The sequence below is a fragment of the Roseovarius sp. CH_XMU1461 genome (assembly GCF_037027165.1).
Classification (GTDB): domain Bacteria; phylum Pseudomonadota; class Alphaproteobacteria; order Rhodobacterales; family Rhodobacteraceae; genus Roseovarius; species Roseovarius nubinhibens.
Window position 1 is genome coordinate 147590 of sequence record NZ_JAYMDV010000001.1, and the last position, 14574, is coordinate 162163.

The 14574-nt window shown below is 65.3% G+C and carries 11 protein-coding genes; 8 read left to right on the forward strand and 3 right to left on the reverse strand.

The window, feature by feature from the left end; all coding sequences use genetic code 11:
* Positions 1-81: 81 nt before the first annotated feature.
* Together WA237_RS00770 and WA237_RS00775 are read right to left on the reverse strand one after the other, a co-directional pair.
* A complete protein-coding gene (locus tag WA237_RS00770) occupies positions 82-2532 on the reverse strand; it encodes a GcvT family protein (RefSeq protein WP_336096310.1) in 2451 nt (816 codons plus the stop codon).
* A 29-nt stretch (positions 2533-2561) separates the two neighbouring features.
* Entirely contained in the window at positions 2562-4091 is a 1530-nt protein-coding gene (locus WA237_RS00775) for a trimethylamine methyltransferase family protein (protein ID WP_336096311.1), read from the reverse strand.
* A gap of 110 nt (positions 4092-4201) precedes the next feature.
* On the opposite strand from WA237_RS00775, the gene WA237_RS00780 reads away from it, so the two are divergent.
* Together WA237_RS00780 and WA237_RS00785 are read left to right on the forward strand one after the other, a co-directional pair.
* On the forward strand, positions 4202-5155 hold the full coding sequence (locus WA237_RS00780) for a LysR substrate-binding domain-containing protein (RefSeq protein ID WP_336096312.1): 954 nt from the start codon (positions 4202-4204) through the stop codon (positions 5153-5155).
* A gap of 347 nt (positions 5156-5502) precedes the next feature.
* Positions 5503-6867: a formimidoylglutamate deiminase gene (locus tag WA237_RS00785; RefSeq protein ID WP_336096313.1), complete on the forward strand. Its 1365-nt coding sequence runs from the start codon at positions 5503-5505 to the stop codon at positions 6865-6867.
* Between the two features lie 85 nt (positions 6868-6952).
* Here the strand turns inward: WA237_RS00785 and WA237_RS00790 are convergent, their stop codons facing one another.
* Positions 6953-7642, reverse strand: a complete 690-nt coding sequence (locus WA237_RS00790) for a GntR family transcriptional regulator (RefSeq protein WP_009812574.1) — start codon at positions 7640-7642, stop codon at positions 6953-6955.
* 285 nt (positions 7643-7927) lie between these two features.
* On the opposite strand from WA237_RS00790, the gene WA237_RS00795 reads away from it, so the two are divergent.
* From WA237_RS00795 to WA237_RS00820, 6 genes are all read left to right on the forward strand, one after another.
* Positions 7928-8974 carry a rod shape-determining protein gene (locus WA237_RS00795; protein WP_009812575.1) on the forward strand — a complete coding sequence of 349 codons (1047 nt, stop codon included), beginning with the start codon at positions 7928-7930 and terminating at the stop codon, positions 8972-8974.
* Positions 8975-9078: 104 nt separating this feature from the next.
* Positions 9079-10017 carry a rod shape-determining protein MreC gene (mreC, locus tag WA237_RS00800; protein ID WP_336096314.1) on the forward strand — a complete coding sequence of 313 codons (939 nt, stop codon included), beginning with the start codon at positions 9079-9081 and terminating at the stop codon, positions 10015-10017.
* The gene (locus WA237_RS00805; RefSeq protein WP_009812577.1) at positions 10010-10549 is read left to right on the forward strand and encodes a hypothetical protein; all 540 of its coding nucleotides are present in this window, start codon (positions 10010-10012) and stop codon (positions 10547-10549) included. The genes mreC and WA237_RS00805 overlap by 8 nt, the downstream gene beginning before the upstream one ends.
* Positions 10546-12486, forward strand: coding sequence for a penicillin-binding protein 2 (mrdA, locus tag WA237_RS00810; RefSeq protein ID WP_009812578.1), 1941 nt, complete (start codon positions 10546-10548; stop codon positions 12484-12486). Before WA237_RS00805 ends, mrdA begins: the two co-directional genes overlap by 4 nt.
* Before the next feature lie 10 nt (positions 12487-12496).
* Complete coding sequence (gene rodA / locus WA237_RS00815) at positions 12497-13636, forward strand: rod shape-determining protein RodA (RefSeq protein ID WP_009812579.1); 1140 nt, start codon at positions 12497-12499, stop codon at positions 13634-13636.
* Between the two features lie 4 nt (positions 13637-13640).
* Positions 13641-14573, forward strand: a complete 933-nt coding sequence (locus WA237_RS00820; protein ID WP_336096315.1) for a 2-hydroxyacid dehydrogenase — start codon at positions 13641-13643, stop codon at positions 14571-14573.
* The last annotated feature ends 1 nt before the right edge of the window (position 14574 follow it).

Below are 14574 nucleotides of genomic sequence, written 5' to 3' on the forward strand. Positions count from 1 at the left end.
CCGGGTGCGTCCAATCAACTCGGAGGTGAGGGTGGCGGCAGGCCCCCGGTGAGGGCCTGCCCTAGAGGGAGGGGCGCGGGACTAGCCGCGCATCTTGGCCCCGTCGGGATCGTAGAGCGGCGCGCCCTGCACCTCGGCACGGCGCATCTCGCCGAGGATCTCGACCTCGAGCGTGGTGCCCGGCGCGGCATGTTCCGCCGCGACATAGGCCATCGCCATCGAGCGGCCGACGTGATGGGCATAGCCGCCGGAGGTGATATAGCCCACCGCCGCACCGTCCTTGAGCACCGCCTCGTCGAGCGTCACGTCGATCTCGGTGTCGATGGTCAGCGTCACCAGCTTGCGCGCAACGCCCGCCGCCTTGGCGGCTTCGGTCGCGGCCTTGCCGACAAACTCCTTCTTCCAGTTGATGAACACATCCATACCGCTTTCGACCGCGTTGAAATCGGGACGGAATTCGAGGCCCCAAGCCCCCCAGCCCTTTTCCAGCCGCATCGACATCAGCGCCCGGTTGCCATACCAGCGATAGCCGAGATCGGCGCCCGCCTCTTCGATCGCCTCGGAAAGGCGAATGAGATATTGCGGGCGGCAGTAGATTTCATAGCCCAACTCGCCCGAGAAGCTGATCCGATTGAGGATCACCGGCACGCCGCCAACATAGGTCTGACGGCAGTCGCGGAATTTGAACGCCTCGGCCGAGACATCGTCACGGGAGATCCGCGCCAGAAGTTCGCGGGCGTTGGGCCCGGCGATGCCGATCCCGTGCCAGTCGCCGGTCTGGTTTTCGTGGCGCACGCCTTCAGGCAGGGTGCGGGCGAAGAAGCGCGAATGCGCCTCTTGCATCGTGCCCGAGCCAAACAGCATGAAGTGATCCTCGGCGAGGCAAGCGACGGTGAGATCGCCATAGAGCCGCCCCTTGTCGGTGAGCATCGGGGTGAGCGTGATGCGGCCCGGCTTCGGGATATAGCCCGCCATGGTCCGATCAAGCCACGCGCGCGCGCCGGGGCCGCGGATCTCGTGCTTGGCAAAGTTGGCGAGCTCGATGCCGCCGACCGCGTGGCGCACCGCGCCCACCTCGCCCGCGACATAGTCGTGGCTGCGGTTGCGCTCGAACGTGGGGTCTTCCCAGGCGTCCTCGGGGCCGTCGGCGAACCACAGCACATGTTCGAGACCAAAGGCCTGCCCCATCCGCGCGCCTTTCGCGACGAGCCGGTCATAGAGCGCCGTGGTCTGTTGCTTGCGGCCCTTGGGCAGGGTCTCGTTCGGGAAGGTCATCACGAAGCGGCGTTCGTAGTTTTCGGTCGATTTGACCGTGCCCCAATCGGGGCTCGCCCAATTGCCAAAGCGCGCCACATCCATCGCCCAGACGTCGATGGAGGGTTCGCCATCCATCATCCATTCGGCCATGGTGAGGCCGACGCCGCCGCCCTGACAGAAGCCCGCCATGACGCCCACGGCGCACCAGTAGTTGGTCATCCCCGGCACCGGCCCGATCATCGGGTTGCCATCGGGACCAAAGGTGAAGGGGCCGTTGATCGCCTGCCGGATGCCAGTTTCCGCCAGCGCCGGGATACGCTCAAAGGCAAATTCGAGCCGGTCGGCGATCTGGTCGAGATTGGGCTGCAGCAGCTCATGGCCGAAGTCCCAGGGCGTGCCGCCCACTTTCCAAGGTGTGCCGCGCTGTTCATAGGTGCCGAGCAACAGCCCTTTGCGTTCCTGACGGAAATAGATGTTGGCCTCGTAGTCGATACCGCAGGGCAGACGGTCCTTGGCGGCGGCGATCTCGGGGATGTCCTCGGTCAGCAGGTAGTGATGTTCCATCGGCTGCACGGGGATGTTGATCCCCTGCATATGGCCCACTTCGCGCGCCCAGAGCCCGCCGCAGTTGACGATGATTTCGGCGTTGATATTGCCCTTGGGCGTGGTCACGTCCCAGGAGCCGTCGGATTTCTGGGTGGTGGCGGTCACCGGCGTATGGGTGAAATATTGCGCACCATGGACGCGGGCCGATTTGGCGAAGGCATAGGTCGCGCCCGAGGGGTCGAGATCGCCGTCCTGATCGTCCCAGAGCGCCGCGAGGTAATGTTTCGGGTCGATGAGCGGGTGCCGCTCGGCCACTTCCTTGGGCGAGATGAATTCCTGGTGCAGGCCCATGTAGCGCGCCTTGGAGCGTTCCCGCTTGAGGTAATCATACCAGGTCTTGTTGGAGGCGAGGTAAAAGCCGCCGGTCATGTGGAGGCCAACCGACTGACCGGAGGTTTCCTCGATCTCCTTGTAGAGATCGATCGTATAGCCCTGCAGGCGGCTGATATTGGGGTCGGAGCTGATGGTGTGGATCTGACCGGCGGCGTGCCAGCTCGACCCGCTGGTGAGCTCGTCCCGTTCCAAGAGCACCACGTCTTTCCAGCCAAACTTGGCGAGGTGAAAGAGGATCGAGCAGCCGACGACGCCGCCGCCGATGATGACGACCTTGGCGTGCGAGGGCAGTTGCTTGCCCGTCTGGGGCGTGTCTTCCTTGAGAATTTCGGGCATGTTTTATCCTTTCGAAAGGGTCCGGCCGGTCAATACCAGGCGTCGGGGAGGTCGGATTTGCGGCGGGCCACATGATCGGCCAGCGCGTCGCGCAGGGCCGGGTCGATGGGCGGGGCTTCATATTGGTTGAGCATCTCGGTCCAGCGGGCATGGGCGCGGGCCCGCATGTCGAGCGAGCCGCCCTCCTCCCAGCTCTCGACATTTTCGCTGTCGCTGAGGCGGGGCTCGTAGAAGGCGGTCTGATAGTTGCGCATCGTATGGGCCGAGCCGAGGAAATGGCCGCCCGGCGCGACCTCGGCATAGACATCACGGGCGAGCGCATCCTCGTCATCGACATGGCCGAGGCCCACGAGTTTCTGGTAGGCGCCGAGCCGGTCGGCATCCATCACCAGTTTTTCGAACCCGGTGGCGAGCCCGCCCTCGAGCCAGCCCGCGGCATGCAGCGTAAAGTTCGAGCCCGCGAGTACGGTGGAGTGCATGGAATCGGCGCTCTCATAGGCGGATTGCGCGTCTTCGATCTTAGACGCGGTGAGCGAGCCGCCACAGCGCAGGGGCAGACCGAGACGGCGGGCGAGCTGACCGATGATGTAGTTCGACAGCACCGGTTCCGGCATCCCGAAGGTGGGCGCGCCGGATTTGAGCGACATGGAGGACAGGAAATTGCCCATCACGAAAGGCGCGCCGGGGCGGACGAGCTGGGCGAAGGCGCAGCAGATCATCGCCTCGGCCACGGCTTGGGCGACGCTGGCGGTGGTGCTCACCGGGCCCATCGCGCCGGTGAGGATGAAGGGGGTGACGACAATGGCCTGACCGCGGCCGCAATAGACCTGGATCGCCTCGGTCACCACCTTGTCCACCAAGAGCGGCGAGTTGGTGTTCACATTGGCCATGATGCAGGTCTCGCGGTCGAGCCGCTCGGCGCCAAAGACGATCTCGGCCATGTCGACGCTGTCCTGCGCCCGGCTTTTCTCGGTGATCGCGCCGAGATGCGGTTTGTCCGAGAGGGTCATATGGGCAAAGAGCATGTCGAGATGGCGTTTCGACACCGGCACATCGGTGGGCTCGCAGATCACGAAAGAACCGTGATGCAGGTTCGGATGCATATAGGTGAGCTTCACCAGCTTTTCGAAATCCGGCATATTGCCATAGCGCCGGCCGCCTTCGAGATCGCGCACGAAAGGCGCGCCATAGATCGGCGCAAAGACCTGATTGTTGCCGCCGATGACGACCGAGCGTTCGGGGTTGCGGGCGTGCTGGGTAAATTCGCGCGGGGCCTTGGCACAAAGGCTGCGGACCCATTGCGCATCGGCCTTGATCAGATCGCCATGCTCGCCGCCCGGCACCACCCCGGCCCGGCGCCAGACATCGAGCGCGGCGGGATCGTCGCGAAAGGCGATGCCGACATTTTCCAAGAGCCAATCCACCTGCCCTTCGAGCCGGGTGAGCTGATCCTCGGAGAGCACGTCGAACACCGGCAGGCTGCGCCGGATATAGGGCGAAGCGGGGGCGACGGGGGCCGTCGTGTCGCTGCGGCGGGCGGTGCGGGCGCGTCTGGCCATGAGGGCCTCCTTTGTCAAAACCTGGCGGTGTCAGAACCTGGCCGCTTTCTAGCCGTCGCCCCCCCTGCTGTGATCCTTGAAAATCCATATGGTTTGGATAGACTGTAGCTATGGCAAGACTGTCTCATCTCCTGCAATCGCCGCGCGCCCTTATCATCTTTGAGGCGGCGGCGCGGCTGCGGTCCTTCACCCGGGCGGGGGAGGAATTGCACATGCAGCAACCCTCGGTCAGCGCCGCGATCAAGGGGCTTGAGGCCGGGCTCGGGGTGCAGCTCTTTTTGCGGGGACATCGTCAGGTTGATCTCACGGCGGCGGGGGCGCGGCTCTATTCCGATGTGACAAAGGCCCTGCATGACATGGAAAATTCCATCAGCGCGGTGCGCCAGATGGGGCAGCAGAGCCATGTCACGATCTCTACCTCCTCGGCGTTTTCCTATTACTGGATGATGCCGAGATTGCATCTTTTGCGCGCCCGCCACCCTGAGATCGACCTGCGGATGCAAAATAGCGACAGAGAGCCGGAACTGGCCTCGGAGAACCTCAGCCTTGGCATACGTCTGGGCGATGGCAACTACCCCGGCTACGAGACCGCCAAGATCGCCGATGAGATCATCTATCCGGTGGCGAGCCCGCGGGTCATGGCCGCCGCCAAGAACCTGCGCTCGATCCCCACCTTGATGAGCGAGCGGCTCATCCATCTCGAAGAGCCGATCCGCCAGCGGCCCAATTGGTCGGATTGGTTCGCCCATCATGGCATCCGCGACCGGGATGTGAGCGCGGGGCTGCGGCTCAATGATTATGCGCTGGTGCTACAGGCGGCGGTGTCGGGCGAAGGGTTTGCCTTTGGCTGGGAGCATATCGTGCGCAACCTGCTCGACCGGGGGATGCTGGCGGCGCGGCGCGAGTGGTCGTGGCGCACGGGACAGGGGATTTACCTGCTCTGGTCGTCGCATGCGCCGCTGTCGGATCATGCCATCGCGGTGCGCGACTGGATCATCGACGTGGCGCGGGAGGGTCCCGAGGCGGAGGCGGCGCGGGCATCTGCGCCGGACCTGACACGCTAGCGGATGTGCCGGGTCGGCAGGGTGTCGGTATCGCGGCGGTATAGCGACAGTGCGGGGGTGAGGGCGGCGCCCGGCCGCGGGTGGGCATCACTGCGGGTCGTGGGGCGCGGTTTATCGGTGGGCTTCGGCGTGGGGGCTGTGGAAAAGAGCAGCGTTGCTAAAGCGCCCGACAGGATGAGCCCTTGGGGGGCGGTCGGGCGCTGCCCGGCGCGGCAGAGCCGCGATTGCCCGGCGCGGCAGATCCGCGTAAGCCGGGCGGTTTACCCCCTGCCCCATCAACACCCTTGCCAAACCCGTTCGGATGGCATTATGTCCAGACATAACATTTCACACCGACGGAGGCCGGTATGTCCGTAATTTGGGCCGAACACGCGTTAACCCCTGAGGGCTGGGCACGGGATGTGCGGCTCGAGATTGACGCGGAGGGGCGCATTGCCACGCTCACCACAGGCGCGGCCCCCGAGGGCCAGCGCGTCGGCACCTTGCTGCCCGCGCCGGCCAACAGCCACAGCCACGCGTTTCAGCGCGCCATGGCCGGGCTCAGCGAGCGGCGCGGGCCCGATCCGCGCGACAGTTTCTGGACCTGGCGCAAGCTCATGTACAAATTCCTCGACCAGATCACCCCGGATCAGGTCGAAGCCATCGCGGCGCTGGTGCAGATGGAGATGCTCGAGGCGGGATTCGCTACCAATATCGAGTTCCATTACCTGCATCACCGGCCCGATGGGCAGCCCTATGACAAGCTGTCGGAAATGGCCGACCGGATCGCGGCGGCGCAGGGGCAGACGGGCATCGGCCTGACGCTGCTCCCCGTGCAATATCAGTTCGGCGGCTGTGATCAGCGGCCTCTGGGTGCGGGGCAATGCCGCTTTGGCAACACGCCGGACCAGTATCGCCGCCTGCTCGAAGAGGCGGGCAAGACCCTGGAATCACTTCCAAAAGACAGCTGCCTCGGGGTCGCGCCGCATTCGCTTCGGGCGGTGGCGCAGGAGGATTTGCGGGCAGCGGCGAGCCTTCTGCCCGGCGGGCCGGTGCATATGCATCTGGCCGAGCAGATCCCCGAGGTCGAAGAGGTCGAGGCCTCCTGGGGCGCGCGGCCGGTCAATTGGGCGCTCGACAATCTCGAAATGAGCGACCGCTGGTGCCTCATTCACCTGACGCAGATGACCCCGGAGGAGACCGCGCGGCTGGCCAAGACCGGCGCGGTGGCGGGGCTCTGCCCGATCACCGAGGCCTCGCTCGGGGATGGGATTTTCGACGGGGTGCGCTGGCTTGAAAATGGCGGCGCGATCTCGGTCGGATCGGACAGCAACATCTTGATTTCTCTTCATGAAGAGTTGCGCTCGCTCGACACGTCGCAGCGGCTGCGCGATCACAGCCGGGCGGCGCTGGCGACGGCGGAACTGTCCACCGGGCGGCGGCTCTTTGAAGGCGTGGCCAAGGGCGGGGCGCAGGCGGCGGGGCGCGATGCCGGGCGGCTTGAGGCCGGGGCCTGGGCTGACCTTCTGGCGCTCGACATGACCCATATCGACCTCGAAGGGATCGAGGGCGATCTGATCCTTGATACCTTCGCTTTTGCAGGCCGTGACAGCATGGTGTCGGACGTCTGGGCGGCGGGGCGACATATGGTGCGCGAGGGGCGGCATATCCACCGCGAGCGGATCATCGAGGGCTATCGCAAGGCGGTCAAAGGGCTGCGCGGCAACCTCTGACACACCCCAAAACGCCGGGTCGGTATTCTGTCGGTATCACGACGGTATCGCGACAGTGGCCGATCCGGCGGCTTTTTCGGCCAATTCAGTAGCGCGTGGTCATCCGGTGGCCGCGCTGATGGGCGAGGCGCACGAAGGTGATGGCGCGGCCTTCCCACCAGGTCGCGCGTTCCACCAGAAACAGCGCGTCGCCCGTCGCACAGCCCATGCGGCGGGCGAGCTGATCATCGGCGGCAATCGCCGAAAAGCTGATCTCGGCATCGGAGAAGGGCACTTCGCGGACCAGCCATTCATTGGGGCCGGTGGCGGTGAAATCGCCGTCGCGGGCCTGTGGCAGGGCGGCGAGGCTGATCCAGCGTTCTTCGTGCTGATAGGGCTGCCCGTCGGCATGGTGCAGACAGGTGAGATGCAGCACCAGATCGCCGGGGGCGAGCGCCATGCGCGCGGCGAGCCAATCGGGCGGCGCGATCTCGTCGCGGCTGATCAGCGCATAGCGGTAGGCGGCACCGCGCGCCTCGATCTCTTCGCGGACGATGGGAATGTCGAACCGGGCGGCGCGACGCGGCGAGAGCCGGACACGGGTGCCGGCCTTGCGCTTGCGCTCGATGAGCCCGGCCTCGGCCAGTTCGCGCATGGCGCGGTTGACGGTGGCGCGGGCACAGCCGAATTCGGCGGCGAGATCGACCTCATTGGGAACCAGATCGCCGGGCGCCCAGACCCCTTGCAGGATGCGCTGGCGCAACTCCTCCCGAACCTCGCGAAAATCGCTCTTCATCTACCTGCCCTGTCACGCTGCGCCGGGTCTTGCCCCGGCCTCTTGGGTCAATTTGTACGCACATAGGGCGATTAAATCAAACATGACGATCCGGGCGCGCGAGAGAGGGATTTTGCCGAGGCTTTGCCAAGACATTGCCCACCGGGAAAAAAACCGGCAGTTTGACGCCGAGTGCCACGAAACAGCCCCTTTCGCCGCCAGTGGCGCCGCTCTATAACACTCGCGGCCTTCGGCGACAGAGTCGCGGGCCTTTTTGATATTTTTTCGACAGGAAACCCCCGCCTCATGTCGCTATTGCACCGCATTCCCGGCCTCTTCACCTCGGATATGGCCATCGACCTTGGGACCGCCAATACATTGGTCTATGTCAAGGGGCGCGGCGTCATCCTGTCAGAGCCGTCGGTGGTGGCCTATCACGTCAAGGACGGCGTCAAGAAGGTGCTGGCCGTGGGCGAGGATGCCAAGCTCATGCTGGGCCGCACGCCCGGCTCGATCGAGGCGATCCGGCCGATGCGCGAAGGCGTCATCGCCGATTTCGACACCGCCGAGGCGATGATCAAGCATTTCATCCGCAAGGTGCACAAGCGCTCGACCTTCTCCAAGCCGAAGATCATCGTCTGTGTGCCGCATGGTGCGACGCCGGTGGAAAAACGCGCCATTCGCCAATCGGTTCTCTCGGCGGGCGCGCGGCGCGCCGGTCTGATTGCAGAGCCCATCGCGGCGGCCATCGGCGCCGGCATGCCGATCACCGATCCGACCGGCAACATGGTCGTCGACATCGGCGGCGGCACCACCGAGGTCGCGGTGCTGAGCCTTGGCGACATCGTCTATGCGCGTTCGGTCCGGGTGGGCGGCGACCGGATGGACGAGGCGATCATCAACTACCTGCGCCGTCAGCAGAACCTTCTGGTGGGCGACGCCACCGCCGAGCGTATCAAGACCTCGATCGGCACCGCCCGGATGCCCGATGACGGGCGCGGCGCGTCGATGCGGGTGCGCGGCCGGGACCTTCTCAACGGGGTGCCGAAGGAAACCGAAATCAGCCAGGCGCAGGTCGCCGAGGCGCTGGCCGAACCGGTGCAGCAAATCTGCGAGGCGGTGATGACCGCGCTGGAAGCCACGCCGCCCGATCTCGCCGCCGATATCGTCGACCGGGGCGTGATGCTCACCGGGGGTGGTGCGCTCTTGGGTGATCTCGATCTGGCGCTGCGCGAGCAGACCGGTCTCGCGGTGTCGATTGCCGACGAATCGCTCAACTGTGTGGCGCTGGGCACCGGCAAGGCGCTCGAGTTTGAAAAGCAACTGCGTCACGCCATCGATTACGACAGCTGATCCCCGCCGCCACCGCCCGGGGGCCGCATATCCTTCGGCTTTGCATGGCGCGGCAGGGATCGTCTATGGTTTTGGCATAGTCATGCAGATCAAGGGGGTATGGCTTGGCCCGCGACAAATCGCAAAGTGACGAATACCGGGGCCCGCTCCGGCGGCTCTTGATCGGTGTGCTGGTGGTGTGCCTGCTGGGTCTGTTCCTGCTGTGGCGCATCGACAGCCCGCGCGTCGAGCGATTCCGCGCCCGTGTCGTTGACCGGGTGGTGCCGAGCTTTGACTGGGCGATGGCGCCGGTGACCGGCGTGGTCAACATCGCCCGCGATTTCCAGAGCTATCAGCGGCTGCATCAGCAGAACCAGGAGCTGCGCCGCGAATTGCAGCAGATGAAGGCGTGGAAAGAGGCGGCGCTGCAGCTCGAACAGGAGAACGCGCGGCTTCTCGATCTCAACAATGTGCGGCTCGATCCGCGGCTCACCTATGTGACCGGCGTGGTGCTCGCCGACAGCGGCTCGCCCTTCCGGCAGTCGGTGATCCTCAACATCGGGGCGCGTGACGGCATCGTCGATGGCTGGGCCGCGATGGATGGGCTAGGCCTTGTCGGGCGGATTTCCGGGGTAGGCGAGAACACCAGTCGGGTGCTTCTGCTCACCGATACCTCGTCGCGCATTCCGGTGATCATTCAGCCCTCGGGGCAGCGGGCGCTGATCGTCGGCGACAACACCTCTGCCCCGCCCATCGATTTCCTTGAGGACAAGGCGCAGGTGCGCCCCGGTGATCGCATCGTGACCTCGGGCGATGGCGGGGTGTTTCCGCCGGGTCTCTTGGCGGGTCAGGTGGCGCTCGATCCCGGTGGGCGGCTGCGCATCAGGCTGGCGGCGGATTACGAGCGGCTCGAGTTCCTGCGGGTGCTGCGCGATTATGGCCGGGTCGGCATCGACACGCCCGGCCAGCTGATCGCGCCGCCGGGCAGCTATGGGCCGCAACTGCCGGAGGCGGGCGCGGAGACCGGCGCCGCCGCCCCAGCGACGGGGGGTGGCAATGGCTGAGCGCAACACGGTTCGGCTCTGGCTCATGAGGGGCATCTTTGCGGCGATCTGTGGCGCGCTCATCTTCTGGCGTCTGCTGCCGCTCGACATGTTGCCGGCGCGGATTGCCGGGCCGGATATCATCGTCGCGCTGAGCTTTGCCTGGGTGCTGCGGCGGCCGGAATATGCGCCGCCCCTGTTCATCGCGACGATATTGCTGATGTCGGACCTGCTGTTTCAGCGGCCTCCGGGTCTCTGGGCGGCGCTGGTGCTGATCGCCTGTGAGACGCTCAAGCAACGGGCGAGCGGGCTGCGCGATATGGGGTTTCTGCCCGAATGGCTTAGCGTGGCGGGGATGGCGCTGGCGCTCTGGCTCGCCTACCGCGTTGTTCTGGCGGTGTTTTTCGTGCCGCAAGCGCCGCTGAGCCTGACCTTGATGCAGCTTGTCGCGACCATCGCCGTCTATCCCATCGTGGTTTTTGTCAGCACCACGCTGCTCGGGGTGCGGCGGGTGCGGCCCGGCGATGCCGAAAGTCTGGGGATGCGCGCATGAAACGGGTGAGCCGCGACAATGCCGAAAGCAACCGGTTGCTCAACCGCCGGGCCTTGATCCTCGGGGCGGCGCAGGCCGGGATGCTCGGGGTGCTTGGGCTCCGGATGCGGTATTTGCAGGTCGATCAGGCGGATCAGTTCCGTCTTTTGGCCGATGAGAACCGGATCAAGATCCGGCTCATCCCGCCGGCGCGGGGACAGATCTATGACCGCAATGGCCGGGTGATCGCGGAGAATGTGCCCTCGTACCGGATCATGCTCGATGCCGAAGAGGCGGGCGATGTGGAGGATGTCATTGCGCGGCTTGGCCGTCTGGTGGCGCTCGATCCGGCGGAACTGGCCAAGGCGCGCGAGGAAATGCGCCGCTCGCGCATCCACCCGGTGACGATTGCCGACAGGGTGAGCTGGGACGAGCTGAGCCGGGTGGCGGTCAACGCCCCTGCCCTGCCCGGTGTGCGGCCCGAGGTCGGCCTGTCGCGGCGCTATCCGCAGGCCGAGGATTATTCGCATATGGTGGGCTATGTCGGCCCGGTGAGCGACCGCGATCTCGAACGGATCAAGGCGCCCGATCAGCTCTTGCGCATTCCGCGGTTCCAGATCGGCAAGGTGGGGCTTGAGGTGCGCCAGGAGGATCTTCTGCGCGGCAAGGCGGGCACCCGGCGCATCGAGCAGAACGCCTCGGGCCGGGTGATCCGCGAGTTGGACCGCCGTGAGGGCGAGCCGGGCAAGAACATCCAGCTCACCACCGACAGCAACCTGCAGGCCTATATCAAGGACCGGCTGCACAATGAGAGCGCCGCCGCCGTGGTGATCGACGTGCAAACGGGCGATATTCTCGCCTCCGGCTCGACCCCGGCCTTTGATCCCAACCTCTTTGTGCGCGGCATTTCGGTGGCCGATTACAAGGCCCTGTTGGAAAACAAATACCGGCCGCTGCCCAACAAGGCGGTGCAGGGTGTCTATCCGCCCGGTTCGACCTTCAAGATGGTGACGGCGCTGGCGGCGCTCGAGAGCGGGCAGATGACGCCCAATGACACGGTCTATTGCCCCGGGCACCTCGAGGTCAGTTCGCGCCGCTTCCACTGCTGGAAGCGGGTGGGCCATGGCAATGTCGATCTCAACCGGTCGCTGCGCGAGAGCTGTGACGTCTATTACTATGAGATGGCGCTGCGCACCGGGATCGAGAAAATCTCGGAAATGGCGCTGCGGCTCGGGCTCGGTCAGGATTACGATCTGCCGATGACCAGCGTGTCCGAGGGGCTCATCCCCACCAAGGAATGGAAGCGCAAGGCGCGCGGCGAGGACTGGGTGATCGGGGATTCGATCAACGCCTCGATCGGTCAGGGCTTTGTCCTCACCTCGCCGCTGCATCTGGCGGTGATGACCGCGCGCATCGCCACCGGGCGCAGCGTGATGCCACGGCTGATCAAATCCATCGACGGGGTCGAGACGCCCAGCGGCGCGGGCGAGGATCTCGGGCTCAACCCGAACCATCTGCGCGAAATCCGCCGCGCCATGTTCGCCGTGTCGAACAACAAACGCGGCACCGCCTATCGCAGCCGCATCGAGGAAGACGCCTATCGCATGGCCGGCAAGACCGGCACCAGCCAGGTCCGCAACATCACCGCCGCCGAACGCGCGCGGGGCGTGACCAGCAACAAGGACCTGCCCTGGGAGCGGCGCGACCACGCGCTGTTCGTCAACTATGCCCCGGCGGACAATCCGCGCATCGCGGTGGCGGTGGTGATCGAACATGGTGGCGGCGGCTCGACCGCGGCGGCGCCGGTGGCGCGCGACATCACCTTGCAGGCGCTCTATGGCGACACGCCGCCGCTCGCCGCCTATCCGCAATCCGACCGCAGCCGCATCAAGGCGCAGCAGGAACGGCTCCAACGCGAACGCGAGGCGCGCGACGCCAGCGTGAAAGACCGCGCATGAGGCCCGGACGATGAGCTATCTCGAATATACCGTCAAACATGTGCCCTCGGGGCTCAGCAAGCTGTTCTACCTAAACTGGGCGCTGATCCTGTTGGTGACGGCGGTGGCGAGCATCGGCTTCTTGATGCTCTATTCGGTGGCGGGCGGCTCGTTCGATCCGTGGTCGATGGCGCAGATCAAACGCTTTGCCCTCGGCTTCACCCTGATGATCTTTGTCGCCATGGTGCCGATCTGGTATTGGCGCTCGGTCTCGATCGCGGCCTATCTGCTGGGTCTCGCGCTGCTGATCGCGGTGGAATATGTAGGCTCCGTCGGCATGGGGGCGCAGCGCTGGATCGACCTTGGCTTCATGCGATTGCAGCCTTCGGAGCTGATGAAGATCGCGCTGGTGATGGCGCTGGCGGCCTATTACGACTGGCTTCCCGTCAAGCTCAAATCGCGGCCTCTTTGGGTGCTCTTGCCGGTGCTTCTGATCATGCTGCCGGTCTATCTCGTGCTGACCCAGCCCGATCTCGGCACCGCGATCCTTCTGGTGACGGTGGGCGGGCTCATCATGTTTCTGGCGGGGGTGCATTGGGCCTATTTCGCGGTGGTGGTTACCGCCGGGGTGGGGCTTGTCACCGCCGTGCTCAAATCGCGCGGCACGCCCTGGCAGCTCTTGGAAGATTACCAATATCGCCGCATCGACACGTTTATCGATCCGAGCAGCGACCCTCTGGGCGCGGGCTATCACATCACCCAATCCAAGATCGCGCTCGGCTCGGGCGGCTGGACCGGGCGGGGGTTCATGCAGGGCACGCAATCGCAGCTCAACTTCCTGCCGGAAAAGCACACCGACTTTATCTTTACCACGCTGGCCGAAGAGCTGGGCTTTCTCGGGGCGGCGTCGCTGCTGGCGCTCTATGCCTTGATAATACTCTTTTGCATCATTTCTGCGCTGCAACAGCGCGATCGCTTCTCTTCCTTGCTAACCCTCGGGTTGGCCAGCAATTTCTTCCTTTACTTCGCGGTCAACATGTCCATGGTCATGGGGCTTGCGCCGGTGGTCGGGGTGCCGCTGCCCTTGGTGAGCTATGGCGGCTCGGCCATGCTGGTGCTGATGATCGGCTTTGGCCTTGTCCAGAGCGCCCACGTCCACAGACCAAGGTAAATTCATGTCCGTCAATATTCTCTTCGCAGGCCATTCCGACCGGTGGCCCGAGTATCAGCCGCATTTGCAAGAGGCGCTTGACGCCGCCGGAATCGCGTCCAACCTCGCCTGCGATATCGCCTCTGACGAGGTCGATTACGTCATCTATGCGCCGAACGGCCCGATCGAGGATTTCAGCCCCTTCACCCGCGCCAAGGCGGTGCTCAACCTCTGGGCCGGGGTGGAACGGATCATCAGCAACGAGACGCTGACCCAGCCGCTCACACGGATGGTCGATGCCGGGCTGCGCGAGGGGATGCGCGAATGGGTGACCGGCCATGTGCTGCGCCATCATCTCGGCATGGATGCCCATATCGTGAACCCCGAGCGGGAGTGGCATCATGTGCCCGCGCCGCTGGCCCGCCGCCGTCCGGTGACCATCCTTGGTCTGGGCGAGCTGGGTCAGGCCTGTGCCGAGCCGCTGGTGAGCCTCGGCTTTCCGGTGACCGGCTGGAGCCGCAGCCAGAAGGAAGCGCCGGGCGTGCGCTGTCTGGCGGGCGACGCGGGGCTGAGTGAGGCGCTCACCGGGGCCGAGATCGTCGTGCTTTTGCTGCCGCAGACCCCGGCGACGGAGAATATCCTCGATGCCGAGCGGCTGGCGCTTTTGGCCCCCGGCGCGGTGGTGATCAACCCCGGCCGTGGCCCGCTCATCGATGATGAGGCGCTGTTGGCGGCGCTCGACAGCGGTCATCTGGGTCATGCCACGCTCGATGTGTTCCGGGTCGAGCCGCTGCCCGAGGATCACCCGTTCTGGTCGCACCCCAAGGTCACCGTGACGCCGCATATCGCGTCCGAGACCCGCGCCGATACCGCCGCCGAAGTCATCGTCGAGAACATCCGGCGCGGCGAGGCGGGCGAACCGTTCCTGCATCTGGTGGATCGCAAGACCGGCTACTGAG